At 73.9% G+C, this 23,532-nt stretch carries 21 protein-coding genes; 8 read left to right on the top strand and 13 right to left on the bottom strand.

Going from position 1 to position 23,532, the window contains the following annotated elements; genetic code table 11:
• Positions 1–23: 23 nt before the first annotated feature.
• The 3 genes from HGAM_RS11180 to HGAM_RS11170 form a co-directional block, all read right to left on the bottom strand.
• Positions 24–2,867, bottom strand: coding sequence for an aconitate hydratase (locus HGAM_RS11180; RefSeq protein ID WP_019145580.1), 2,844 nt, complete (start codon positions 2,865–2,867; stop codon positions 24–26).
• Between the two features lie 145 nt (positions 2,868–3,012).
• Positions 3,013–3,711 carry an RDD family protein gene (locus HGAM_RS11175; protein WP_019145579.1) on the bottom strand — a complete coding sequence of 233 codons (699 nt, stop codon included), beginning with the start codon at positions 3,709–3,711 and terminating at the stop codon, positions 3,013–3,015.
• A gap of 46 nt (positions 3,712–3,757) precedes the next feature.
• Positions 3,758–6,310, bottom strand: coding sequence for an SCO7613 C-terminal domain-containing membrane protein (locus tag HGAM_RS11170; protein ID WP_019145578.1), 2,553 nt, complete (start codon positions 6,308–6,310; stop codon positions 3,758–3,760).
• Positions 6,311–6,462: 152 nt separating this feature from the next.
• Here HGAM_RS11170 and HGAM_RS11165 point away from each other — a divergent pair, with 152 nt between their 5' ends.
• Positions 6,463–7,017, top strand: coding sequence for a cyclophilin-like fold protein (locus HGAM_RS11165; protein WP_019145577.1), 555 nt, complete (start codon positions 6,463–6,465; stop codon positions 7,015–7,017).
• Positions 7,018–7,045: 28 nt separating this feature from the next.
• Here HGAM_RS11165 and HGAM_RS11160 read toward each other — a convergent pair whose 3' ends face one another.
• Together HGAM_RS11160 and HGAM_RS18980 are read right to left on the bottom strand one after the other, a co-directional pair.
• Entirely contained in the window at positions 7,046–8,287 is a 1,242-nt protein-coding gene (locus HGAM_RS11160) for a class I SAM-dependent RNA methyltransferase (RefSeq protein WP_020691619.1), read from the bottom strand.
• Positions 8,274–10,277: an APC family permease gene (locus HGAM_RS18980; RefSeq protein WP_049798247.1), complete on the bottom strand. Its 2,004-nt coding sequence runs from the start codon at positions 10,275–10,277 to the stop codon at positions 8,274–8,276. Before HGAM_RS18980 ends, HGAM_RS11160 begins: the two co-directional genes overlap by 14 nt.
• Positions 10,278–10,345: 68 nt before the next feature.
• Here HGAM_RS18980 and HGAM_RS11150 point away from each other — a divergent pair, with 68 nt between their 5' ends.
• Together HGAM_RS11150 and HGAM_RS11145 are read left to right on the top strand one after the other, a co-directional pair.
• Positions 10,346–11,011, top strand: coding sequence for a potassium channel family protein (locus tag HGAM_RS11150; RefSeq protein ID WP_019145574.1), 666 nt, complete (start codon positions 10,346–10,348; stop codon positions 11,009–11,011).
• Positions 11,008–11,670 (top strand): potassium channel family protein, encoded by a 663-nt coding sequence (locus HGAM_RS11145; protein ID WP_019145573.1) that lies wholly within the window; start codon positions 11,008–11,010, stop codon positions 11,668–11,670. Before HGAM_RS11150 ends, HGAM_RS11145 begins: the two co-directional genes overlap by 4 nt.
• A 3-nt stretch (positions 11,671–11,673) precedes the next feature.
• On the opposite strand, the gene HGAM_RS11140 is transcribed toward HGAM_RS11145, so the two are convergent.
• The 4 genes from HGAM_RS11140 to dut form a co-directional block, all read right to left on the bottom strand.
• The gene (locus tag HGAM_RS11140; protein ID WP_019145572.1) at positions 11,674–12,339 is read right to left on the bottom strand and encodes a DUF3159 domain-containing protein; all 666 of its coding nucleotides are present in this window, start codon (positions 12,337–12,339) and stop codon (positions 11,674–11,676) included.
• A gap of 236 nt (positions 12,340–12,575) precedes the next feature.
• A complete protein-coding gene (locus HGAM_RS11135) occupies positions 12,576–12,935 on the bottom strand; it encodes an OB-fold nucleic acid binding domain-containing protein (RefSeq protein ID WP_019145571.1) in 360 nt (119 codons plus the stop codon).
• 29 nt (positions 12,936–12,964) lie between these two features.
• Entirely contained in the window at positions 12,965–13,528 is a 564-nt protein-coding gene (locus HGAM_RS11130) for a GrpB family protein (protein WP_019145570.1), read from the bottom strand.
• A 4-nt stretch (positions 13,529–13,532) separates the two neighbouring features.
• Positions 13,533–13,976, bottom strand: coding sequence for a dUTP diphosphatase (dut, locus tag HGAM_RS11125; protein ID WP_019145569.1), 444 nt, complete (start codon positions 13,974–13,976; stop codon positions 13,533–13,535).
• 64 nt (positions 13,977–14,040) lie between these two features.
• Here dut and HGAM_RS18975 point away from each other — a divergent pair, with 64 nt between their 5' ends.
• Both HGAM_RS18975 and HGAM_RS18970 read left to right on the top strand, forming a co-directional pair.
• Positions 14,041–14,535, top strand: a complete 495-nt coding sequence (locus tag HGAM_RS18975; RefSeq protein WP_019145568.1) for a DUF3093 family protein — start codon at positions 14,041–14,043, stop codon at positions 14,533–14,535.
• Complete coding sequence (locus tag HGAM_RS18970; RefSeq protein ID WP_019145567.1) at positions 14,510–14,866, top strand: DUF4235 domain-containing protein; 357 nt, start codon at positions 14,510–14,512, stop codon at positions 14,864–14,866. Before HGAM_RS18975 ends, HGAM_RS18970 begins: the two co-directional genes overlap by 26 nt.
• A gap of 79 nt (positions 14,867–14,945) precedes the next feature.
• Here the strand turns inward: HGAM_RS18970 and HGAM_RS11110 are convergent, their stop codons facing one another.
• From HGAM_RS11110 to HGAM_RS11100, 3 genes are all read right to left on the bottom strand, one after another.
• Positions 14,946–15,245, bottom strand: coding sequence for a DUF4193 domain-containing protein (locus tag HGAM_RS11110; protein WP_019145566.1), 300 nt, complete (start codon positions 15,243–15,245; stop codon positions 14,946–14,948).
• Positions 15,246–15,306: 61 nt separating this feature from the next.
• A complete protein-coding gene (locus HGAM_RS11105) occupies positions 15,307–16,107 on the bottom strand; it encodes an inositol monophosphatase family protein (protein ID WP_019145565.1) in 801 nt (266 codons plus the stop codon).
• Complete coding sequence (locus HGAM_RS11100) at positions 16,104–17,144, bottom strand: ferrochelatase (RefSeq protein WP_019145564.1); 1,041 nt, start codon at positions 17,142–17,144, stop codon at positions 16,104–16,106. The genes HGAM_RS11105 and HGAM_RS11100 overlap by 4 nt, the downstream gene beginning before the upstream one ends.
• 69 nt (positions 17,145–17,213) lie before the next feature.
• On the opposite strand from HGAM_RS11100, the gene HGAM_RS11095 reads away from it, so the two are divergent.
• Both HGAM_RS11095 and HGAM_RS18965 read left to right on the top strand, forming a co-directional pair.
• Positions 17,214–18,425 carry an MFS transporter gene (locus tag HGAM_RS11095; RefSeq protein ID WP_019145563.1) on the top strand — a complete coding sequence of 404 codons (1,212 nt, stop codon included), beginning with the start codon at positions 17,214–17,216 and terminating at the stop codon, positions 18,423–18,425.
• An 89-nt stretch (positions 18,426–18,514) separates the two neighbouring features.
• Complete coding sequence (locus tag HGAM_RS18965) at positions 18,515–21,979, top strand: bifunctional proline dehydrogenase/L-glutamate gamma-semialdehyde dehydrogenase (RefSeq protein WP_019145562.1); 3,465 nt, start codon at positions 18,515–18,517, stop codon at positions 21,977–21,979.
• On the opposite strand, the gene HGAM_RS11085 is transcribed toward HGAM_RS18965, so the two are convergent.
• The gene (locus tag HGAM_RS11085) at positions 21,976–22,371 is read right to left on the bottom strand and encodes a VOC family protein (RefSeq protein WP_019145561.1); all 396 of its coding nucleotides are present in this window, start codon (positions 22,369–22,371) and stop codon (positions 21,976–21,978) included. The two genes, HGAM_RS18965 and HGAM_RS11085, sit on opposite strands and share 4 nt — an antisense overlap.
• A gap of 141 nt (positions 22,372–22,512) precedes the next feature.
• Here HGAM_RS11085 and sepH point away from each other — a divergent pair, with 141 nt between their 5' ends.
• Complete coding sequence (gene sepH, locus HGAM_RS11080; protein WP_019145560.1) at positions 22,513–23,484, top strand: septation protein SepH; 972 nt, start codon at positions 22,513–22,515, stop codon at positions 23,482–23,484.
• Positions 23,485–23,532 lie beyond the last annotated feature (48 nt).

Raw genomic sequence — 23,532 nt, 5'->3', positions numbered from 1 at the left:
CAGCGCGTGGGCGACTGCTCAGCTCAGAGGAGGCTGCGCAGCACGTACGGCATGATGCCGCCGTTGCGGTAGTAGTTCGCCTCACCGGGGGTGTCGATGCGGACGACCGCGTCGAACTCCACGTCGCCGGCCTTGACCTTGACGGTCTTGGGCGTGCGGCCCTCGTTGAGCTCGGTGACGCCGGTGACCTCGAAGGTCTCCTCGCCGGTCAGGCCGAGGCTCTCGGCGTTCTGGCCCTCGGGGAACTGCAGCGGCAGGACGCCCATGCCGATGAGGTTCGAGCGGTGGATGCGCTCGTAGCTCTCGGCGATGACGACCTTGACCCCCAGCAGCGCCGTGCCCTTGGCCGCCCAGTCGCGCGACGAGCCCGAGCCGTACTCCTTGCCGGCCAGGACGACCAGCGGGGTGCCGGCGGCCTGGTAGTTCTGCGAGGCCTCGAAGACGCTCGTGACCTCACCACCGGCGGTGAAGTCGCGGGTGAAGCCACCCTCGGTGCCGGGCGCGATCTGGTTGCGCAGGCGGATGTTGGCGAACGTGCCGCGGATCATGACCTCGTGGTTGCCGCGACGCGACCCCAGCGAGTTGAAGTCGCGCGGCTCGACGCCGTTCTCCATCAGGTACTTGCCCGCGGGGCTGTCCTTCTTGATCGCACCGGCCGGCGAGATGTGGTCGGTCGTGACCGAGTCGCCGAGCTTGAGCAGGACGCGGGCGCCGGAGACGTCCTCGACCGGGCTGGGCTCGAGCTGCATGCCGTCGAAGTAGGGCGCCTTGCGGACGTAGGTGGAGTCCGCGTCCCACTCGAAGGTGTCGCCGTCGGGCGTCGGCAGGTTCTGCCAGCGCTCGTCACCGGCGAAGACGTCGGCGTACTCGCGGCTGAACGTGTCCGAGGAGATCGCCTGCTGGATGACGTCCTCGACCTCGGCCGGGGCGGGCCAGATGTCCTTGAGGTACACCGGGTTGCCCTCGGTGTCGTTGCCCAGCGGCTCGGTGGTGATGTCCATGTCCATCGTGCCGGCCAGGGCGTACGCGACGACCAGCGGCGGCGACGCCAGGTAGTTCATCTTGATGTCGGGGTTGATCCGGCCCTCGAAGTTGCGGTTGCCCGAGAGCACCGAGACGACCGCGAGGTCGTTCTCGTTGACCGCGGCGCTGACCTCGGGGATGAGCGGGCCGGAGTTGCCGATGCAGGTGGTGCAGCCGTAGCCGACCAGGTTGAAGCCGAGCTTGTCCAGGTAGGGCGTGAGGCCGGCGCGCTCGTAGTAGTCCGAGACGACCTTCGAGCCGGGGGCCAGCGTCGTCTTGACCCACGGCTTGCGCACGAGGCCCTTCTCGACGGCCTTCTTGGCCAGCAGCGCCGCGCCGATCATGACCGACGGGTTGGACGTGTTCGTGCACGACGTGATGGCCGCGATCGTGACCGCACCGTGGTCGAGCTCGAACTGCGTGCCGTCCTCGAGCGTCACCATGGCGGGGTTGCTCGGGCGTCCGCCGTCGGACGGAGCGCAGGACGCGTAGTCCTTGGGCGCGCTCTTGCCGTCGTCGTGGCTGGACGGGGCGTCCGAGGCCGGGAAGGACTCGGCGACGGCCTCGTCGTAGCCGGACTCCGGCGTGGCCGCCGGCGGGACGCCGGGCTTGCGCTCGCCCGTGGCGTCGACCTCGTCGTAGCTGGCGTAGTCGGCCAGCGCGCCGCGGAAGCCCTGCTTGGCCTCGGCCAGCACGACGCGGTCCTGCGGGCGCTTCGGGCCGGCGATCGAGGGGACGACCTCGCCGAGGTCGAGCTCGAGGTACTCGGAGTAGCGCGGCTCGGCGGACGGGTCGTGCCACAGGCCCTGGGCCTTGGCGTAGGCCTCGGTGAGCGCGATCTGCTCCTCGTCGCGGCCGGTGAGACGCATGTACTTGGTCGTCTCGTCGTCGATCGGGAAGATCGCGACGGTCGAGCCGTACTCGGGGCTCATGTTGCCGATCGTGGCGCGGTTGGCCAGCGGGACGGCCGAGACGCCGGGGCCGTAGAACTCGACGAACTTGCCGACGACGCCGTGCTTGCGCAGCTGCTCGGTGATCGTCAGGACGAGGTCGGTCGCGGTGGCGCCCTCGGGCAGCTCGCCGGACAGCTTGAAGCCGACGACGCGCGGGATCAGCATGCTGATCGGCTGGCCGAGCATCGCGGCCTCGGCCTCGATGCCGCCGACGCCCCAGCCCACGACGCCCAGGCCGTTGACCATGGTCGTGTGCGAGTCGGTGCCGACGCAGGAGTCGGGGTAGGCCACGAGCTCGCCGTCGGTGTCGCGGGTGAACACGACACGGGCCAGCTTCTCGATGTTGACCTGGTGGACGATGCCGGTGCCCGGCGGGACGACCTTGAAGTCGTCGAACGCGCCCTGGCCCCAGCGCAGGAACTTGTAGCGCTCGCCGTTGCGCTGGTACTCGATCTCGACGTTGCGCTCGAACGCGTCCGGCGTGCCGAAGACGTCGGCGATGACCGAGTGGTCGATGACCATCTCGGCCGGCGCGAGCGGGTTGATCTTGGACGGGTCGCCGCCGAGGTCGGCCATCGCCTCACGCATGGTGGCGAGGTCGACGACGCACGGGACGCCGGTGAAGTCCTGCATGATCACGCGCGCGGGCGTGAACTGGATCTCCTTGCTGGGGTCCGCCTCGGCGTCCCAGCCGGCGAGGGCCTCGATGTCGGCCTTCGTGATGTCGGCACCGTCCTCGGTGCGCAGCAGCGCCTCGAGGAGCACCTTCAGGCTGTAGGGAAGCGTGGCCACGTCCAGCCCGTCGCCCTGGACGGCGTCCAGGCGGAAGTACTGGTAGCTCTGCTCACCAACCTTCAGCGACTCCTTGGCGTGGAAGCTGTCGACTGCCATGGTGTTCTCCTTCGATGGCGCTGGTCGGTCCCATCCTGCCCACGGTCCATCATGCGACGCGTGCTCAGGTCTGCCTAACCGTAAGTATCTTGATATCAAGATACACGATATCAAGGATTCGGTCAGCGCGAGCGCAGCGACACGGTCACCACAGGCTGGGGGCGTGCAGCACGGGCCACACGAACCACACGTAGCTCGCGGCCACGGCGACCAGGCCGACGACGCCCGCGACCTCCAGGACGGTGACGACGGTGCGCCGCTTGGGAGTCAGGAGAGCGTCCTCCCCCGTCGCCTTGACGACCCGGCTGCGGGCGAGCAGGTCGGCGGGGTTCGGCAGCGATGGCACGACCAGCAGCACCACGGCGACGGCCAGGACGACGTAGGCCAGGATGCCGACGTGCCAGGCGTCGGGCGTCGCGGTGCGCAGCACGGTGGGCAGGCCGAACGGCAGCGCGGTCAGCAGCAGGTCGAGCAGCACGACCTGCACCAGGCCGCGGACCAGCCCACGGCCGGCGCCGAGCAGGGCCCCGCTCTCGCGGTCGACCACGCGCACGCCGACCCGGTGCATGCCGATGCTGTGCCCGCGGCGTCCGGCTCGCAGGCCGTTGTTCCACAGCAGGAACAGCTCGCCGGCGACGAGTCCGGCGACGAGCAGGTGGTCGGGCAGGCCGTCGCTCCACGACAGCTCGACGTCCTCGAGGCCGAGCAGGCGGCCGACGACGAGGAGCGCGGCGTACACGACGACGGCGCCGGTGAACGCGGCGCTGAACAGGAGCGCGTCGTTGAAGAAGGCGTCCTGCCGCTTCTCGGTCAGCGTGGTCGGGGCCTCGGCCTCGGTGCTCATGTCCTCACTGTCCCGCCTCGCCCGACCCGGGGCAAGCAACGCGCCGTCACCGCATGGCGGCGAGTCGTCCGGCCACGGCGCGGCCGGCCCGGACGGCGGACTCCCAGGCCACGCCGGCGGCCAGCAGCAGGGCGCCGAGGACGCCGAGCAGCAGCCAGCGGGGCAGCACCAGCGCGTACGGCCCCAGGCTGGCGAGCGCGACCAGGGCCAGCACAACGGCCCCGGCGACGAGCGGCGCGCGCCAGTGCAGGGCGAGGCCGGCGACCAGGGCACCGAGGGCGACCAGGCCCAGCAGCAGGCCGCGCCAGGACGCCGCGTCGACCAGGACGTACGGCAGCGTCGGCAGCAGCGCGAGCGTCAGGCCGGCCGACAGCGCCGCCTCCGAGTGCAGCGCGGGACGACGGCGCATCGCCAGGACGCCGGCGACGAGCAGCACCGCCGCGAACGGGGCGGTGTAGGCCTCCACGACCTCCACGTCGCTCGCCACCAGGCGAAGGACGTAGGAGATGCCGAGCGCGACCGCACCGGCCAGCCGCCACCACGGCCCCCGCTCGACCCGCCACGAGACCAGCACCAGCGCGACGCCGAGCAGGCACCACAGCAGCGCGGCCCATCCGGTGGTCGGTGCCGCGGCGAGGCCCACGAGGACGAGCGGCACGGCCGCGGCCTGGACGGCGGTCCGCAGCAGGCCGGTGGCGAGCAGGGCCGCGCCGAGCACGACCGCCCCGGCGAGGACGGCGGCGAGCGTCCAGGCCCGGTCCTGCTCGGTGACCAGCCGGACGGCCAGCACGACGGCGGTCCCCGCGGCCAGCGTCGAGAGCCCGGCGGCCGGTGCGAGCACCCGGTCGCGGTCGTCCAGCAGGGCGACGACGCCCAGGCAGACCGCGACGAGGCAGACGAGCAGGAACGACGCCTCCAGCGAGTCGGCCACCAGCAGCGCCGCCGCGGCGGACGCCACGACGGCGGCGACCGAGGCCGGCCACGGGAGGCTCCGGCCGACCAGCGTCGTCAGGGCGAAGCCCAGGACGGTCACGCCGGCCACCAGCGCCAGCGGCAGCTCGGCGGCCTGGACGGCGGGCCCGGCGGTGAGCGCGAGCAGCACCGCGGACGCGAACGGCAGCCACGCCGACCAGCGGTGCAGCGGCCGGGGCAGGTCCGGCAGCGACCGGCGGGCGAGCAGCACCGTGCCGGCCAGGGCGGCGCCGACGGGCAGCACGACCCACCACGGCGTCGAGACGTACGCGTCGAGCACCCGGCCGGCACCGTCGTCGGCCGGCACGGTCCCGAGACCGGCCGCGTCCAGGCCCCGCGGCGCGGCCAGGATCTCCGCCCACCAGCTCAGCAGGGCCAGCCCGAGCAGGGCGACCAGCGGCAGCGCCGCGGCCCGAAGGCCCCGGGACCAGCCACCGTCGCTCACCGGCACGGCCGCCAGCACGACGGCGAGCCCGGACGCCGTGAGCAGCGAGGCGCGCAGCGGGTCGGCGTCCTGGAGCGGCACCAGCACCAGGACGAGGAGGGTGAGCGCGCCGGCGCACGCGAGCCAGGCCCGGCGGGCCGGCACGGCCTGGGCGGCGGCCAGGAGCAGGACGGCCACCACCAGGAGCGGAAGGCCGGTCAGCCCGGACACCACACCGGACGGGTCGTCCACCAGCTCGGCCAGCGCGGCCAGGACGAAGACGAACGCGCCGGCCCCGACGCCCGCGAGGCCGACCAGACGGGCCCAGGTGTCCCCGGCCAGGTGGGCGGCGCCCGCGGCCAGGGCGGGCAGCAGCGCGGCCACCGCGACCGCCCACGAGACCGACCAGCCGTGGTCGGCGGCGAGGACGACGAGCAGCACGAGCGCGGCCACGCCCGTCGACCCGGCACCGACCAGGCCGGGGGCACGCAGACGTCCGTGGAGCCGTCCCACGCTCCACCGTCCGGCGGCCAGGCCCAGCGCCAGGAGCGCGAGCGACCAGACGGTCGTGACGGCCTCGACGGGCGCATCGCGGAGGCCCGCGAGGTCGAGCCCGTAGGCGGCGAACCAGTCGATCGTCACCAGGCCCAGCACGAGCACCCAGGCGGTCTCGGCGGACGCCCGCAGACGACGCCGGGTCAGCACCACCGCGAGTGCGGTCGCGAGCGCCGTGAGCACGAGCATGATGACGACCCGGCCCGCGACACCGACGACGGCCCAGGCGAACGACACGAAGATCACGCCGGCGACGAGCAGCATCAGCGCGCCGAGGCCGAGCAGGATCGAGCCCACCGACGCGCCCGGGCTCGGGGCCCGCGGTGCGGCGAGCGGCCCTAGCCCGGTCGGCACCAACGGAGGCCGGGCGTCGCCGCGGTACGCCGGGTAGCCCGGGTACGGCCCCGCCGCCGGCTGAACCTCGGGGACGGCGGCAGCAGGCGGCGGGACGGCCACCGCGGGAGCCGGCGACGCGCCGGTCCGGGACGCGAGCCGCGCCTCGGCGAGCTGCTGGTCGGCCCGCCGCAGGGTCTGCCACAGCTCGCGGGCGGGCCGGGTGGTCAGGTCGAGCCCGCAGGCCGGGCAGCGGACCGCTCCCCCGAGCGTCGACCGGCAGTCCGGGCACACGGACGCGTCGGCGTAGGTCATGGCCGTCACTGTGGCGTGCCGGCACCGACGCCCACAAGCCGACGCGCGGTCGCCCGGACGGGGGTCCTGCGAGCACCCCCTTCGGCTCGACCTGTTCAGCGGCGGCGGTGCCTGCTTGGCTGAGCGGACGAGACCGGCCGGAAGGAGCTGCGATGACCATGCGTGCCCACGACCGGGCCTGGGCCGCGCTGGCCCTGGCCGTGCTGGTGACGCTCGGAGCCTGCGGGTCCGGCGACGGTGCGGGCGACGGCTCGGTCCCCTCCGCGTCGTCACCGACGTCCCCGTCCCCGAGCCCGCCGGCCGGTGACCCAGGCTCGTCCGCCCCGACCGACCCCCAGCAGGAGGAAGCCATGGACCTCGAGCTCCGCATCGGCGACGACACCTTCACCGCCGAGCTCGACGACAGTGCCGCGGCACGCGACCTCGTCGCCCAGCTGCCCGTCACCCTCGAGATGCGCGACCACGGATCGGTCGAGAAGACCGGCGCGCTGCCGTCGCCGCTCTCGCTCGAGGGGCAGCCGGACGGGGCCGACCCGGACGTGGGCGACCTCGGCTACTACGCGCCGGGCCACGACCTGGTCCTCTACTACGGCGACCAGTCGTACTTCGCCGGGATCGTGGTGCTGGGCCGGCTGGGCGACGGCGTCGCCGCGGCCGTCGCGGCCATGGACGGCACGGTGACCGTGACGGTGACGACCGCGGGCTGAGCCCGCCGCGCGACGCCGGCGTCGAGCGTCAGTCCGGCGCGGACGCGGTCCGGCGCAGCACGGCGACGCACTCGACGTGGTGCGTCTGCGGGAACAGGTCGAAGGCACGCAGCCCGTCGAGCTCGTAGCCGCGGGCGGCGAACGAGGCCAGGTCGCGGGCCAGCGCCGCGGGATCGCAGGCGACGTAGACGATCGTGCGCGGCTCGAGCGCGACGATGCCGGCGACCGCCTTCTTGGCTCCGGTGCGCGGCGGATCGAGCACGACGACGTCGAGCCGCTCGCCCACCAGCCGGCGGCGCAGGGCGGCCTCGACCGTCGCGTCGACGAGGCGGACGTGCTCGAAGCCGTGCAGGTTGCGCCGGGCGTCGCGGGTGCCGCCGTGGTCGGCCTCGACCGACACGACCGAGCCGGACGGACCCGTCGCCTCGGCCAGCGGAGCGGTGAACAGGCCCACGCCCGCGTACAGGTCGGCCACCGCGTCGCCCGGACGCACGTCCCCCGCCTCCATCACGGCATCGGTGAGCGTGCGCGCCGACTCCGGGTGCACCTGCCAGAAGCCCGACCCGGTCACCCGGAATCGGTGCGGCCCGACCTCCTCGGTCACCCCGCCGCGCCCCTCGCGGCGCCGGCCGTTCAGGCTGACGACGCCACCGGTCTCCAGCCCGTCGGGCACGGGGCCGTCGGCGACCACCAGCGTGTCGCCGGTCGACGACACGACCGCCTCGACGCTGGGCGACTCCCAGTCGTCGTGGGCCAGGACGTCGGGCAGCCCGGGGTGGGCGATCCAGCACCGCTCGACCTCGACGACCTCGTGCGAGCGGTGCTTGCGCAGCCCCAAATGACCGGTCGGACCGGGCACGAAGGTCATGCGTGTGCGCCAGCCCAGGACGGGCTCCACCTCCTCGACGACGACCTCGCGGTCGAGGCCGGCCAGGCGGCGCAGCTGCTCGGACACGACGTCGCCGAGCATCCGGCGCTGCTCGGCCGGGTCGACGTGCTGGAAGTCGCAGCCGCCGCACAGGCCCGGACGCGCGTAGGGGCACGGCGGGGTCACCCGCGCGGGCGAGGCCGTGTGGACCTCCACCGCGTCGGCGCGCACGAAGCTGCGCTGCCGCTCGGTCACGCGCGCAGTCACCCGCTCCCCCGGGATCGTGTGCCGCACGAACAGCACCTGGCCCTCGTGCCGAGCCACACAGTGCCCGCCGTGGGCCACCGGGCCGACGTCGACGACGACCTCGTCACCGACGTCCAGGCCCTCACTCACCGACATAGCCACGACGCACGTCCCCCGGCGCGGAGCCGGCCGTCGGCGGGCGACGGTCCTTCGCCGAGCGCAGCTGGTAGGCCACGCTCGTCACCATGACGCCCGGCATGAACAGCAGGCGTCCCTTCAGCCGCAGCGCGGTCTGGTTGTGCAGCAGCTGCTCCCACCAGTGGCCGACGACGTACTCGGGGATGTAGACCGTCACGACGTCGCGCGGGCTGGCCTTGCGCCGCTCCTTGACGTAGCGGACGACCGGGCGCACCAGCTCGCGGTACGGCGAGTCGAGGACGGTGAGCGGCACCTTGATGTCGCGGGCGTCCCACTCGGCGAGCAGCTCGCGCGTGCGGTCGGGGTCCAGCTGGACGGTGACCGCCTCGAGCGTGCTGGGCCGCGACACCTTGGCGTAGGCGAGGGCGCGCATGGTCGGCTTGTGCAGCCGGCTCACCAGCACGATGCCGTGCACGCGCGAGGGCAGCGACACGTCCTCGTCGCCGATCGCGAGCTCGTCGTTGACCAGGTCGTAGTGCCGGCGGATGCCGCGCATGACCGCGAAGATGACCACCATCGCGGCGATCGCGATCCAGGCGCCGGCCAGGAACTTGGTGATCAGCACGATGACGAGCACGACGCCGGTCATGGCCAGGCCGAAGCCGTTGACCGTGCGCGAGCGCATCATGCGCCGACGCTCGGCCGGGTCGGTCTCGGTGCCCAGCAGCCGCGTCCAGTGCCGGATCATGCCCAGCTGGCTCACCGTGAACGAGACGAAGACGCCGACGATGTACAGCTGGATGAGCCGGGTCACCTCGGCGTCGAAGGCGATGATGAGGACGATCGCGGCCACCGCCAGCAGCACGATGCCGTTGCTGAACGCGAGCCGGTCGCCGCGGGTGTCGAGCTGGCGGGGCAGGAAGCCGTCGCGCGCCAGGATCGAGCCGAGCACCGGGAAGCCGTTGAAGGCGGTGTTGGCCGCGAGCACCAGGATCAGGCCGGTGCAGGCGATCGTGAAGTAGAACAGCGGCGGCAGGTCGGCGTACAGCGCGCCGGCCAGCTGGCCCAGCACCGTGTCCTGCACGTAGCCGTCGCCGACCGGCTTGCCGTCCAGCAGCAGCTGGTGCGCCGGGTCCTCGACGTACCGCAGGCCCATCAGCTGGGCCAGGACGATGACGCTGAGCAGCATCGTGATGGCGATGGTGCCGAGCATGAGCAGCGTCGTGGCGGCGTTGCGGCTCTTGGGCTTGCGGAACGCGGGCACGCCGTTGCTGATCGCCTCGACGCCGGTGAGCGCGGCGCAGCCGGACGAGAACGCCCGCGCCAGCAGAAAGACCATTGCGAGCATCGACACCGCGCCCTCGTACGGCGCCTCGGGCACCATCTCGAACTGCGCGCTCTCGACCTCGGGCAGCGTGCCGGTGAGATAGCGGAAGTAGCCGACCAGGCCCATGCCGATGATCGCGACCATGAACAGGTAGGTGGGCACGGCGAACGCGCGACCGGACTCCTTCGTGCCGCGCAGGTTGATGGCCATGAGCACGAGCACCAGCACGCTCGCGGCCAGCGCCTCGTGCCCCTCCATGAACGGCAGCGCCGCCGTGGCGTTCTGCACGCCCGAGGAGATCGACACCGCCACCGTGAGCACGTAGTCGACGAGCAGCGCGCTGCCCACCGACAGGCCGGCGGTCGGGCCCAGGTTGACCGTCGCGACCTCGTAGTCGCCGCCGCCGCTGGGGTACGCGTGGACGTTCTGCCGGTACGACGCGACGACCGTCAGCATCACCACCGCGACGGCCACGCCGATCGGCCAGCTGAAGGCGTAGGCGCTCAGCCCGGCCATCGACAGCGTCAGGAAGATCTCGTCGGGCGCGTACGCCACGGACGACAACGCGTCGCTGGCGAAGATCGGCAGCGCCAGCCTCTTGGGGAGCAGCGTCTCGCCGAGCTGCGAGCTGCGGAGCTTGCGGCCGACGAGCGTCCGCTTCACGGTCCCGGAAACACCCACCGGACGATGGTAGGGCCACGGGCCCCGGACCGAGCGACGAGCGGGGCGGCGCGGTGTAGCGTCGCTGCGTGCACATCGTGATCATGGGCTGCGGACGCGTCGGCTCGACGCTCACCCAGAGCCTGGAGGACCGCGGCCACACCACGGCCGTCATCGACTCCAACCCGGACGCGTTCCGCCGGCTCGGCCCCGGCTTCGCCGGCCGCACCGTGACCGGCGTCGGGTTCGACCGCGGCGTGCTCAAGCGCGCCGGCATCGAGCAGGCCGACGCCTTCGCGGCGGTCTCCAGCGGCGACAACTCGAACATCATCGCCGCGCGTGTCGCGCGCGAGCAGTTCCAGGTGCCGAACGTCGTCGCCCGCATCTACGACCCGGGCCGCGCCGAGGTCTACGAGCGCCTGGGCATCCCCACGATCGCCACCGTGCCGTGGGCCGCCGACCAGGTGCTGCGCCGCCTGGTGCCGGCCGGCAGCGAGCCGATCTGGCGCGACCCGTCCGGCGAGGTGCGCCTGGACCACGTCTACGCCCCGTTCGGCTGGGTCGGCCACCGGGTCTCCGACCTCGAGCAGGCCGCGTCCGTCCGCGTCGCCTACCTGCTGCGCCTGGGCACCGGCATCATCGCCACGCCCGACACCGTCGTCCAGGAGGGCGACTACCTCAGCATCTTCGTGCGCGAGGTCGACGCCGAGGCCGCGCACGCCGTGCTCGACCGCGGTCCGAAGGAGGACGCATGAGGGTCGCCATCGCCGGAGCCGGCGCCGTCGGCCGCTCGGTCGCGCAGGAGCTGCTCGACAACGGGCACACCGTGCTGCTCATCGACAAGCAGGCCACGTCCATCCGCAGCGACGTCGTGCCCGACGCCCAGTGGCTGCTGGCCGACGCCTGCGAGTTCTCCTCGCTCACCGAGGCCCAGCTGCAGACCTGCGACGTCATGATCGCCGCCACCGGCGACGACAAGGCCAACCTGGTCATCTCGCTGCTGGCCAAGACCGAGTTCACCGTGCCGCGCACCGTCGCCCGCGTGAACCACCCGAGCAACGAGTGGCTGTTCGACGAGTCCTGGGGCGTCGACGTCGCGGTCTCCACGCCGCGGCTCATGTCGGCCCTGGTCGAGGAGGCGGTGACGGTCGGCGACCTCGTGCGGCTGTTCACCTTCCGGCACAACTCCACCAACCTGGTCGAGCTGACGATGCCCGAGGACTCCCCGTTCGTCGGCCAGCGGGTCGGCGACGTGCCGTGGCCGCTGGACGTCGTGCTGGTCGCCATCCTGCGCGACCAGGGCATCAACACGCCCGAGGCGGACCGGTCGCTGGAGGCCGGCGACGAGCTGCTGTTCGTCTGCCCGGAGTCGGCCGAGCACGCGATCGGCGAGCTGCTCGCCCCCAAGGGCTGAGGCTCAGGCCTCGGCGGCCGGGCGCCGCTCGAGCGGGGTGGCGTTGCGGCCGAGCAGGGCGGCCATCGCGAGCAGCGCGGCGACCTGCAGCGGCCAGCCGAGCACGACCTTGCTCGTGCCGAGCAGCCCGACGTGGTCGCCCAGGTAGAGCGGGTACTGCACCGCGACGCGGACGATGCACGGCAGCGCCAGGAGCCAGGTCAGCCGCGCGCAGAGCCGCACCATCGCGCGGTCGCGGCGCCAGCCGGTGGGGTCGTTGGTGACCGCGCCGACCAGGAAGCCCACGAGCGGCCAGCCGACGAGGATCGACAGCACCAGCCCAACCGCGTACGCGCCGTTGTAGAGGATGCCTGGCAGGAAGACGTCCTTCGCCTCGCCGGTGCGCGAGGCGAACACCGCGGCGATCGCGATGCCGACGAACGCGTTGATCACGAACTGCGTCGACGAGCGCTGCACGAGCCGCACCACGATGAGCAGCACGGCCAGGCCGATGCTCACGCCCAGCGACGTGCGCAGGTCGTGGGTCAGCAGCCAGGAGATGGTGAACGAGACGGTCGGGACGGCCGCCTCGAGGATGCCCCGGCCGCCGCCGAGCGCCGCGGCCAGCTGCTGGCGGACCAGCTGCTCGACGGTCTGGACGTCGGCGGTGCGCTCGCTGCGCTCGCTCACGGGCGGACCTCCGAGGGAAGAGCACGGTACGGACGTCCGCCCGCGACGATGCTGATGGCTCGCTCGCTGCGCTCGCTCACGGGCGGACCTCCGAGGGAAGAGCACGGTACGGACGTCCGCCCGCGACGATGCTGATGGCTCGCTCGCTGCGCTCGCTCACGGGCGGACCTCCGAGGGAAGAGCACGGTACGGACGTCCGCCCGCGACGATGCTGATGGCTCGCTCGCTGCGCTCGCTCACGCGGACAGCTCGTAGCGGGGGTTGAAGATGATGCGCTGGCCGTCGCGGCGGCCGACCCGGCCGTGCGCGGTCAGCTGGCGGCCCGGCTCGATGCCGGCGATGCGGCGCCGGCCCAGGAAGACGAGGGTCAGCGCCTCGGTGCCGTCGTACAGCTCGGCCTGCAGGGCGGGGGCGCCGCCGACCGGCTCGAGGGTCACCGAGCGCAGCACGCCGTGGACGTCCACCGAGCAGCGCTCGCCCTGGGCGGCGATGGCCCGGCAGCCCGCGCGCTCGACGTCCTGCTGCAGCTCGTCGTGCTCCTGGCGGTCCAGCACGTCACGGCGCGGCGTGCTGCCGCGCGAGAAGAGGCGTCCCATGCGTCCAGTGTAGGCGCGTCCGGTGGTGGTCAGGGTCGCTGCTCGCGCGTCGCCCGGGCCCGGGCCTTGATGGTCTCGACGACCTCGGTCTTGGCCTCGGCGTACGCGTTCATGTCCGCCCACTCGCGCTCGAGCAGCGCCCGCTTGGTGCGCTCGTACAGGTCGCGGTCCCCGGCGTCGGCGCGCAGCTGGTCGCGGAGCAGCAGGTAGTCGTCCGCGGCCGGGTCGCCCACCGCGAGCACGTGGACGTGGACGTCGCGCGCCGGCGTCCGGACGAGGCGGTGCCCCGGCTCGCGCACCCGGAGCTCGTAGCCGGCGTCCAGCAGCGGGTCGAGGTAGTCCTCCTCCGCGGTGACGTCGTCGACCGTCACGAGGACGTCCACGATCGACTTCGCCGCCAGGCCGGGGACCGCGGTGGAGCCGATGTGCTCGACCTGCACCGCGACGGCACCGAGGGCGGTGCGGATCCGCTGCGCGTGCACGGCGTACACGTCAGTCCAGCGCGGGTCGGGGTCGGCGAGCAGCAGGGTGCGCTTCTCGACGCCGCCGACCAGCTCGAGGGCGGTGACGTCGGGGCGACGCGGACCGGTCACGCGCTCAGACCGCGAAGCCGCCGGTCGAGCCGTAGCCGCCCTCGCCGCGGACGGACTGCGGCAGCTCGTCCACCTCGGCGAACGCGGCCAGCTCGACCCGCTGGACGACGAGCTGGGCGACCCGGTCGAGCCGCGACAGCCGGATGGGCGTCGTGGGGTCCAGGTTCACCAGGCAGACCTTGATCTCGCCGCGGTAGCCGGCGTCGACGGTGCCGGGCGCGTTGACGATCGACAGCCCGTGGCGGGCGGCCAGGCCCGACCGCGGGTGGACGAACGCGGCGTAGCCCTCGGGCAGCGCGATCGCGACGCCGGTGGGGACGAGACGGCGCTCCCCCGGTGCCAGCTCGACGTCCTCGGTGGTGACCAGGTCGGCGCCGGCGTCGCCGGGGTGCGCGTACGACGGGAGGGGGACGTCCGGGTCGAGCCGGGAGATGAGCACCTGCACCATGGCCGCGACCCTACCGGCGACCCCGCCGCCCCGGCGGGCTTGCCCGTTCGGGCACAGTGAGCCCATGAGGTACGAGGAGCGTCTGCGGCCGTCGTCCGCCTGGTGGGCGCTGGCCGTCGCGGCCGGCGTGGTCATGGGCTGGATCCTGTGGGTCGCGGTCACGCCGGAGGCCGGCCTGGTCGGCCTCGTCGTCGTCGGGGGGCTGGCGGTGCTCGCCGTCTCGCGCTGGACCCTGCGCATCGCCGTCGACGCCGACGGCACGCTGCACGTCGGCCGGGCCGTGCTGGGGCCCGCCGACCGAGGCACGACGACCACCCTGGACGCTGCCGGGTACCGCGACCTGCACGGACCGCGAGCCGACCACCGCGCGGCCCTGTTCACCCGGCCGTGGGCCCGCGTCGGCGTCCGGGTCGAGGTGAGCGACCCCGCCGACCCGGCGCCGTACTGGCTCGTGTCCAGCGACCGTCCCGCCGCGCTCGCCGAGGCGCTCGACCTCGGGCACACTGGTCCGGACCCCCGTGGAGAGGACCCCCGTGGCACGACGCACGAAGAAGGCTGAGCCCACCCTGGAGACGGCGACCGCGCCGCGCAAGCCGTCCCGCTCGGCCCGCAGCACCTGGAAGCTCATGGACCGCGGCAGCGTGGTGCTCGGCGCCCTGCTCGCCCGCCGGCTGTCGACCGGCGCCTGGCGCGTCGTCACCGGCAAGCCGGCCCCGACCAACTCCCGCAGCCCGGAGGTCGCGACCCGGGAGGCCGTCGTGTGGGCGGTCGTCGGCGGCGCGCTCGTCGAGCTCGTCCGCATGGGCACCCGCCGCGCCGCGGCCACCTACTGGGTGAGGTCCACCGGCGACCTGCCGCCGGGCATGAAGCGCGTGCGTCCGGGCAAGTAGCCCGCCTGCGGACACAGAAAGGCCTCGGCGACCGTCAGGTCACCGAGGCCTTGCTTTCGCTCCCGAGAAGAAGTCTGGATCAGTACGCGCAGTCGCGGCAGACCATCACGCCGTTGCGCTCCTCGGCGAGCTGGCTGCGGTGGTGCACCAGGAAGCAGGAGCCGCACGTGAACTCGTCGGACTGCTTGGGGACCACCTGCACCGACAGCTCTTCGTGGGACAGGTCCGCACCGGGCAGCTCGAACGACTCCGCGGCCTCGACCTCGTCCTCGTCGACCTTGCCCGAGTTCTTCTCGTGGCGACGTGCCTTCAGCTCCTCGATGCTGTCCTCGGACTGCTCTTCGTCAGTCTTGCGAGGCGCGTCGTAATCAGTCGCCATGCATTCCTCCTGTTCGGCTCAACGCGGGCGATTGTTGCACACCGTCGCAACCCCCGCGTCGTCAGAAGCCACAAGCCCGGACGACCGCGGAAAATTCCTCCGCGAGCGCCGGATGTGCGGCCGTGACGAGACTCTCACCAGGACGTCCGTCGCGCCCGCCGAGCACGCCGCCGGCCTCGGTGACGACGAGTCCCGCCGCGGCGTGGTCCCACGGCTGCAGGCCCTCCTCGACGTACGCGTCGAGGGTGCCGTCGGCCACCGAGCACAGGTCGAGCGAGGCCGCCCCGAGCCGGCGCACGTCGCGCACCTGCGGCAGCAGCGCGGCGACCGCGGCCCCCTGCCGCGCCCGGCGCTCGGCGTCGTAGGAGAAGCCCGTGCCGACGAGCGCCGAGGCCAGCGGCGGCGGCCCGGGCAGGTGCAGCGGCTCACGGACGTCCCCGTGCTCGCGGACGGCGCCGTGACCCCGGGCGGCCAGCCAGGCGGTGCCGTGCACGACGTCGACGACGGCCCCGGCCACGACCTCGCCGTCGAGCTCGGCCGCCACGCTCACGGCGTAGCGGTCGATGCCGTAGACGAAGTTGACCGTGCCGTCGATCGGGTCGATGACCCAGCGGACGCCGGACGTGCCCTCGCGTACGCCGCCCTCCTCCCCCAGCACGCCGTCGTCGGGGCGCTCGGCGAGCAGCCGGTCGACGACGACCCGCTCGGCGCCACGGTCGATCCGGGTCACCGGGTCGGTGTCGCTGGACTTGGTCGCGGCGACCTCGACCCGTCCGGCCGGACGCTCGGCGCGGACGTACGCCGCCGCCTCGCGGGCCGCCCGGGCGGCGAGGTCGAGCAGGTCGAGCGGCTCGGCGGTCACGAGATCGTCGGCAGGTCCGCCCGCGGGTTCGCGCAGCAGTCGACCGCGCACACGTCCCAGCACGGCGGCAGCGCGCCGACGGCCGGACGCTCGACGTCCTCGCCGCGCTCGACCGCCGCACGCTCCAGCACGAGCTCGCGCACCATCGCGACGAAGTCGGGGTGCGTGCCCGGAGTGGCGACCCGGACGTAGCGAAGGCCGAGCTCCTCGGCGGTGGCCGCGGCCTCGGTGTCGAGGTCGAAGACGACCTCCATGTGGTCCGAGACGAAGCCGATCGGGACGACGACGACGGACTCGACGCCCTCGGTGCTCAGCTCGCGCAGCCGGTCGTTGACGTCCGGCTCGAGCCACGGCATGGTCGGCGGGCCCGAGCGCGAGCAGAAGGCGAGGTCCCAGCTGCCGGCACCGGCGCGCTTGGCCACCTCCTCGGCGACCGACAGGTGCTGGCGGACGTAGGCGTGCTCGCCGGGGCCACCGCTGGCCGCGTCCATGGTGTCGGGGATCGAGTGGGTCACGAACACCACGTGCGTGCCCTCAGGGGCGCTGGCGAGCGCCTCCTCCAGCGCCTCGGCGAACGGGCCGACGAAGCCCGGGTGGTTGAAGCCGTGGCGCAGGCGGTCGAGCTCGACGCCGGTGCCCGCGGACGCCTCGAACAGGTTCTCGCGGTACTGCCGGCAGCCGGAGTAGGAGGAGTAGGCGCTGGTGACGAAGCAGATCGCGCGCTGGACGCCGTCGGCCTTCATCTGCTCGACGGCCTCGCGGAAGTACGGGTCCCAGTTGCGGTTGCCCCAGTAGACCGGCAGGTCGAGGCCGTTGGCCGCGAAGTCCTCGCGGAGCGCAGCCAGCAGCGCCCGGTTCTGGTCGTTGATCGGGGACTTGCCGCCGAAGGAGTAGTAGTGCTCGCCCACCTCCTCCAGACGCTCGACGGGGATGTTCTTGCCGGTCGTGACGTTCTGCAGGAACGGCACGACGTCCTCGGTCTTCTCCGGTCCGCCGAAGGAGACCAGGAAGAGCGCGTCGTACGGTCGGGGATCCATGGCCTCATCCTCCCACCGGGGGCTGGGCGCGGCGCGCTGGCTACCCTGTCGCCGACGACAGGAGATCCGATGCTGAGCGCGTACCGCCAGGTGCTGGCCACGCCGGGATCCGCCGCGTTCTGCCTCGCCGGCGCGCTCGCCCGGCTGCCCGCCTCGATGGCGGGCCTGGGCATCGTCCTGCTGGTCGAGCTGCGCACCGGCTCGTACGGCACCGCTGGCGCGGTCTCGGCCGCGTACGTGGTCACGTCCGGGGTGGCCGGACCGGCGATCGCGCGGCTCGCCGACCGGCTCGGCCAGGCCCCCGTGCTCCGCGCGGCGAGCCTGCTGTTCTCGTCCGGCATGGTCGCGTTCCTCGTCGTCGTCGAGTCCGGCGCACCGGAGTGGACGTACTACGTCACCGCGGCCGTCGCCGGCACCGGCGCCCCGCAGGCCGGGGCCATGGTGCGGGCCCGCTGGACGCACGCCCTGCGTGGACGTCCGGGGCTCGACACCGCCTTCGCCCTGGAGGCCGTCGTGGACGAGGTGGTGTTCATCGCCGGCCCGGTGCTCGTCACCGTCCTGACCCTGCAGGTGCACGAGACCGCGGGCCTGGCCCTGCCCGTCGTGGCCGCGCTCGTCGGCAGCTGGGCGCTCGCCGCCCAGCACGGCACGGCGCCGCCGCCGGCCCCGCACGTCGCCGGCACGGCCCGCGCCCCGATGGGCTGGGCGCTGCTCGGCCCGATGGTCGCCGCGGCGGCCGGCATCGGCGTCGTGTTCGGTGCCATCGAGGTCGTCGTGGTCGCGTTCACCGACGAGGCCGGCCAGCCGGGTGCCGCCGGCGTCGTGCTCGCCGTCTTCTCCGGCGGCAGCCTGCTGGCCGGGCTCGCGGTCGGCGCCTTCCTCAACGCCGCCGACCCGCTGCGCCGCCTGCGCGTCACCACCGTGCTGATGGCCCTGCTCGTCGTTCCCGCCCTGTTCTCCCCCGGCGTCGTGGCCCTGTCGGTGGCGATGCTGCTGCTCGGCCTCATGGTCTCCCCCACGCTCATCGCCGCCGTGAGCCTCGTCGAGCGTCACGTCGCGCCGACGCGGCTCACCGAGGGCATCACCTGGACGATGACCGGCATGGCCGCGGGCACCGCGCTGGGGGCCGCGCTGTCGGGCCGGGTCGTCGACGCGCACACGGCCGCCACCGGCTTCGTCGTGCCGCTCGGCGCCGCCGTCGTCACCGCCGCGCTGGCCTGGCTGGCCAAGGAGCCGGCGAGGCGGACCGACCGGCTGCCGGACGTCTCGCCGCAGGGCTGAGCGCGCCGCGCCGGGGTCCTCCCCGCCGGCCGCGGAGGGCCGTCCGGCCCCGGCTCGCGCCACCGGCGGCCCGCCGTACGCTGGCCGGGATGACCGACGACACGCGCCCCGCGAACCACCCACCGCAGACGCAGGAGACGGCCGGACCCCACGACCTGGGAGCCGCCTCCGTCGAGCTCGTGCGGTCCTGGCTGGAGGCGTCCGCCGACGCCCCGCCGGACCGCTCGGCCCGGCGGCTCGCCGCCCTGCTCAAGGACCCGCACGGCCTGGAGTTCACGCTCGGGTTCATCGACCGCGTCGTGCGGCCCGAGGACTCGAAGGTCGCCGCGCGCCACCTGCGCCGGCTCGCCCGGCGCGTGCCGGCGTTCCTGCCCTGGTACCAGAAGGCGCTGCTCCTGGTCGGCGCCGTCGTCTCGTTCGTCCTGCCCGGCGTCGTGGTGGGCCTCGCCCGCTGGACGCTGCGCCGCCTCGTCGGCCACCTGGTGGTCGACGCGAGGCCGGAGCCGCTCGGCAAGGCGGTGACGCGCCTGCGAGCCGGTGGCGACCGGCTCAACCTGAACCTGCTGGGCGAGGCCGTGCTCGGCGAGCAGGAGGCGCAGCGCCGGCTCGACGGCACCCGCGCGATGCTCGAGCGCCCGGACGTCGACTACGTCTCGATCAAGGTCAGCGCCGTCGCCAGCAACCTGTCGATGTGGGCCTTCGACCAGACCGTCGCGCGCGTCGTCGAGCGGCTGCGCCCGCTGTACGAGGCGGCCTCGCAGGGCGAGCCGACGTTCATCAACCTCGACATGGAGGAGTACCGCGACCTCGACCTGACGCTCGCGGTGTTCACCACCATCCTGGACGGCTTCCCGCGGCTCGAGGCGGGCGTCGTCCTGCAGGCGTACCTGCCGGACGCGCTCGCGGCCATGCAGCGGCTGCAGGCGTGGGCGGCCGAGCGCCGGGCCGCCGGCGGCGCGCCCATCAAGGTGCGGGTCGTCAAGGGCGCGAACCTGGCGATGGAGACCGTCGACGCGACCGTGCACGGCTGGCCGCTCGCGACCTGGGCCACCAAGCGCGAGACCGACACGAGCTACAAGCGAGTGCTCCGCTGGGCCATGACGCCCGATCGTGTGGACGCGGTCCGGCTCGGCGTGGCCGGGCAGAACCTGTTCGACGTCGCCCACGCCTGGCTGCTCGCCGGCGAGCGCGGCGTCCGCGACGCCGTCGACGTCGAGATGCTGCTCGGCATGGCCAGCGGTCCCACCGGGGCCGTGCGCCGCGACGTCGGTCCGCTGCTGCTCTACACGCCGGTCGTGCGGCCGGAGGAGTTCGACGTCGCCATCTCCTACCTCGTCCGCCGGCTGGAGGAGAACGCGAGCCCGGACAACTTCATGTCCGCCGCGTTCGACCTGCACACGTCCGAGGAGCTGTTCGCCCGCGAGCGCGACCGCTTCCTGGCCTCGCTGGCGGCGCTCGACGCCGAGCCCGACGGCCACGTCCCGGCGCCGCACCGGGTGCAGGACCGCCGCCACGAGCGGCCCGTCTTCCGTCCCGGCTTCGAGAACACCCCCGACACCGACCCGGCCGTCGCGGCCAACCGCGCCTGGGCCGCGGGCATCCTCGACCGCGCCGCCTCGTGCGACCTCGGCTCGCCGACCGTCGCCGCCCACACGGTCACCGAGCGGGACGCGCTCGAGGACGTCCTCGTGCGCTCGCGCCAGGGCGGCGTCCTGTGGGGCGCCCGGCCGTCGGCCGAGCGGGCCTCGGTGCTGCGTGACGCCGCCGCGAGCCTGGCCTCACGCCGCGGCGACCTCGTCGCGGTCATGGCGTCCGAGACCGGCAAGACCCTCGCCGAGGCGGACGTCGAGGTGAGCGAGGCGGTCGACTTCGCGCGCTACTACGCCGACCAGGCGCTGCGGCTCGACGCCGTGGACGGCGCGACCTTCTCCGCCGCGATCCTCACGCTGGTCACGCCGCCGTGGAACTTCCCGGTCGCCATCCCGGCCGGGTCGGTGCTCGCCGCGCTCGCCGCCGGCAGCGCGGTGGTCATCAAGCCCGCGCCGCAGTCGCGCCGCTGCGCCGCCGTCATGGTGGAGGCGCTGTGGGACGCCGGCGTCCCGCAGGACGCGCTGACCTTCCTCGAGGTCGGCGAGGCCGAGCTGGGCCGTGACCTCGTCGCGCACCACCTCGTCGACCGCGTCGTGCTGACCGGCGCGTGGGAGACGGCGCGCCTGTTCCGCTCCTGGCGCCCGGACCTGCCGCTGCTGGCCGAGACCAGCGGCAAGAACGCCGTCGTCGTCACGCCCAGCGCCGACCTCGACCTCGCCGTCGCCGACCTGGTCCGCAGCGCCTTCGGGCACGCCGGGCAGAAGTGCTCGGCGGCCAGCCTGGGCATCCTGGTCGGCTCGGTCGCGACGTCCGAGCGCTTCCGCCGCCAGCTGGTCGACCACGTCACCTCGCTGCCGGTGGGCTGGCCGACCGACCCGACCTCGGTCATGGGCCCGGTCGTGGAGCCGCCCCGCGGCAAGCTGGCGAAGGGCCTGACCGAGCTCGGCGAGGGCGAGGAGTGGCTGGTCGAGCCGCGCCCGCTGGACGACACCGGCCGCCTCTGGTCGCCCGGCGTCCGGATCGGCGTGCGACCGGGCAGCGAGTTCCACCGCACCGAGTACTTCGGGCCGGTGCTGGGGCTCATGGCCGCGCGCGACCTGGACGAGGCGATCGCCTGGCAGAACGCCACCGACTACGGCCTGACCGCCGGCCTGCACTCGCTGGACGCGCGCGAGGTCGAGCGCTGGGCCGACCGGGTCGAGGCCGGCAACCTCTACGTGAACCGGGGCATCACCGGCGCCGTCGTGCGCCGTCAGCCGTTCGGCGGCTGGAAGCGCTCCACCGTGGGCGCCACGAGCAAGGCCGGCGGGCCGAGCCACCTGTTCCACCTCGGCTCGTGGTCGCCGGCCCCGCTCGAGCTGGACCCGGCGTCGGTGACCCTGTCCGAGCCGGTCACGGCGCTGCTCGAGGCGGCCGTGGACGGGCTGGACGAGCCGGACGCGGCGTGGCTGCGCGGCGCCGCCGCGAGCGACCAGCACGCCTGGGAGGCCGAGCTCGGCGGCCACCGCGACGTCTCCGCGCTCGGCGTGGAGCGCAACCTGCTGCGCCACCTGCCGGTGCCGGTCACCGTGCGCCTGGGCGAGCAGGGCACGCCGGTCCAGCTGGCCCGCGTGCTGCTGGCCGCCCGCCGCGCCGGGGCGCTGGTCCGGGTCAGCAGCGCCGTCGACGTCCCCGCCGCGCTGCACGCCGACGTGCACGTCGAGGACCACGCCGCTTGGCTGCGCCGGGTCGCGGACGAGCGGCCCGAGCGCGTCCGGCTGGTCGGTTCGTCCGCGCACGACCTGGCGGTGGCCCTCGACGGCGACCCCGACGTCGCGGCCTACGCCGACGAGGTGACGCCCGCCGGCCGGGTCGAGCTGCTGCCGTTCCTGCGCGAGCAGGCGATCTCGATCACCGCCCACCGGTTCGGCAACCCCGACCCGGCCATGGCGCGAGTGCTGGCCGGCGACGGCCGGACGGCCTAGGCGGCGTCGCCCAGCAGGTCCCAGAGGTTGCCCCACGGGTCGCGGAAGACGCACACGCGTCCGTAGGCCTCGGCCCGCACCGGGCGGACGAGCTCGCAGCCGGCCTCGGCCAGACGCTCCAGCGTCGCGTCCAGGTCGGCCACGCGCAGGAACAGCCCCACGCGTCCGGCGAACTGACGACCCACGACGGCCTCCTGCTCGGTGCCGTCGGCCCGGGCCAGCACCAGGCCGGGGCCGCCGTCGCCCGGACGCACGACGACCCAGCGCTTGGGGCGTCCGTCGGACGTCTGGGAGGGCGCGTCCTCGACCAAGTCGAAGCCCAGCGTGGTGGTGAAGAAGGCGATCGCGTCGTCGTAGTCGTCGACGACCAGCGAGAAGAGCTCCAGGGGCATCGGGCCACCGTAGGACGCGGTGGCGCCGTCACGCGGGAACGACGCGCGGCGGCTCTCGGCGCGTCTCCCGGATCCACGGCCCGGCGTCCCTAGGATGGTCGCTGACGCACCATCCGGTGGTCGGCGAGGAGGAGGTGGACGATGCGCGAGCTCGAGCTCGTCGGACTCAGCGACGACCAGCAGTTCCTCGTCGCCCGCGACCCGTCCTCCGGGGAGCAGCTCGCCCTGCGGGCCGACCACCGCACGCTGTCCCAGGTCGCGCAGCTCAGCCGAGCCCCGCGGCCGCGACCCGGTCGATCGGAGACCACGATGGACATGTCACCGCGCGAGATCCAGACCCGTGTCCGGCGCGGCGAGACGCCCGAGGCGGTGGCCGACGCCGCCGGCGTGGACGTCGAGCGCGTCATGGCCTACGCCATCCCCGTGCTCGCCGAGCGCGAGTTCATGGTCGAGCAGGCCCGCAAGACCGTCGTCCGCCGTCGCCACGTGGGCGGGGCCAACGTCGTGCTCGGCAGCCTCGTCGACGAGCAGGTGCAGGCCCGCGGCGGCTCCGCCGAGGCGGCCGCCTGGGACTCGTGGCGCCGCGAGGACGGTCGCTGGACGCTGACCGTCCTGCCCGAGGGCGCCACCGAGCCCGCCACCTTCACCTACGACGTCCAGGGCCGCTACGTCCTGCCCGCCGACCAGGTCGCGCACGACCTCGTGGGCGACCTCGCTCCCCCGGTCTCGCACGAGATGGCGATCGCCGACGCGCTGCGCGACGCCCCCGCGACCTCGCAGGAGCCCACGGTCGTCGAGGTCGTCGTCGAGGCCGAGGTCGACCTGCACCCGGTCGGCGTCTCCTCGCTCAAGGCCGCGCGCGACCGCCGGGCCATGGAGCAGATGGCCATGGCCGAGGAGCAGTTCGCGCTGCCCACCGACCCGGAGCCGGAGACCGCCCCGGCGGCCGAGCACGACGAGCCGGCTCCTCAGCCCGAGCCGCAGCCCGAGGAGCAGCGTCCCGCGATGGCCGTCCCCGACGACCTGCCCGACGACGGCCCGCGCAAGAAGCGTCACGAGCGTCGTCGCGTCCCCAGCTGGGACGAGATCATGTTCGGCTCCTCCGCCGACTGAGACTCACCGCCACGCGGCTCCGCCGCGATGTGTGGAGAAAAGGACCAC

Origin of the sequence: Aeromicrobium massiliense JC14 (assembly GCF_000312105.1) — a bacterium.
Lineage (GTDB): Bacteria > Actinomycetota > Actinomycetes > Propionibacteriales > Nocardioidaceae > Aeromicrobium > Aeromicrobium massiliense.
The sequence above is the reverse complement of the archived record's forward strand: the minus strand, read 5'-3'. Positions and strand labels throughout refer to the sequence as shown.

Bases quoted from the DNA above. Each gene is read 5' to 3' on its own strand.
- HGAM_RS11160 (WP_020691619.1), bottom strand. From the start codon at position 8,287: ATGTCGGTGAGTGAGGGCCTGGACGTCGGTGACGAGGTCGTCGTCGAC.
- HGAM_RS11085 (WP_019145561.1), bottom strand. From the start codon at position 22,371: ATGCCCCTGGAGCTCTTCTCGCTGGTCGTCGACGACTACGACGACGCG.
- HGAM_RS18975 (WP_019145568.1), top strand. From the start codon at position 14,041: ATGAGGTACGAGGAGCGTCTGCGGCCGTCGTCCGCCTGGTGGGCGCTG.
- dut (WP_019145569.1), bottom strand. From the start codon at position 13,976: ATGGTGCAGGTGCTCATCTCCCGGCTCGACCCGGACGTCCCCCTCCCG.
- HGAM_RS11165 (WP_019145577.1), top strand. From the start codon at position 6,463: ATGACCATGCGTGCCCACGACCGGGCCTGGGCCGCGCTGGCCCTGGCC.
- HGAM_RS11145 (WP_019145573.1), top strand. From the start codon at position 11,008: ATGAGGGTCGCCATCGCCGGAGCCGGCGCCGTCGGCCGCTCGGTCGCG.
- HGAM_RS11135 (WP_019145571.1), bottom strand. From the start codon at position 12,935: ATGGGACGCCTCTTCTCGCGCGGCAGCACGCCGCGCCGTGACGTGCTG.
- HGAM_RS18965 (WP_019145562.1), top strand. From the start codon at position 18,515: ATGACCGACGACACGCGCCCCGCGAACCACCCACCGCAGACGCAGGAG.
- sepH (WP_019145560.1), top strand. From the start codon at position 22,513: ATGCGCGAGCTCGAGCTCGTCGGACTCAGCGACGACCAGCAGTTCCTC.
- HGAM_RS11175 (WP_019145579.1), bottom strand. From the start codon at position 3,711: ATGAGCACCGAGGCCGAGGCCCCGACCACGCTGACCGAGAAGCGGCAG.
- HGAM_RS11110 (WP_019145566.1), bottom strand. From the start codon at position 15,245: ATGGCGACTGATTACGACGCGCCTCGCAAGACTGACGAAGAGCAGTCC.
- HGAM_RS11170 (WP_019145578.1), bottom strand. From the start codon at position 6,310: ATGACCTACGCCGACGCGTCCGTGTGCCCGGACTGCCGGTCGACGCTC.
- HGAM_RS11180 (WP_019145580.1), bottom strand. From the start codon at position 2,867: ATGGCAGTCGACAGCTTCCACGCCAAGGAGTCGCTGAAGGTTGGTGAG.
- HGAM_RS11100 (WP_019145564.1), bottom strand. From the start codon at position 17,144: ATGGATCCCCGACCGTACGACGCGCTCTTCCTGGTCTCCTTCGGCGGA.
- HGAM_RS11095 (WP_019145563.1), top strand. From the start codon at position 17,214: ATGCTGAGCGCGTACCGCCAGGTGCTGGCCACGCCGGGATCCGCCGCG.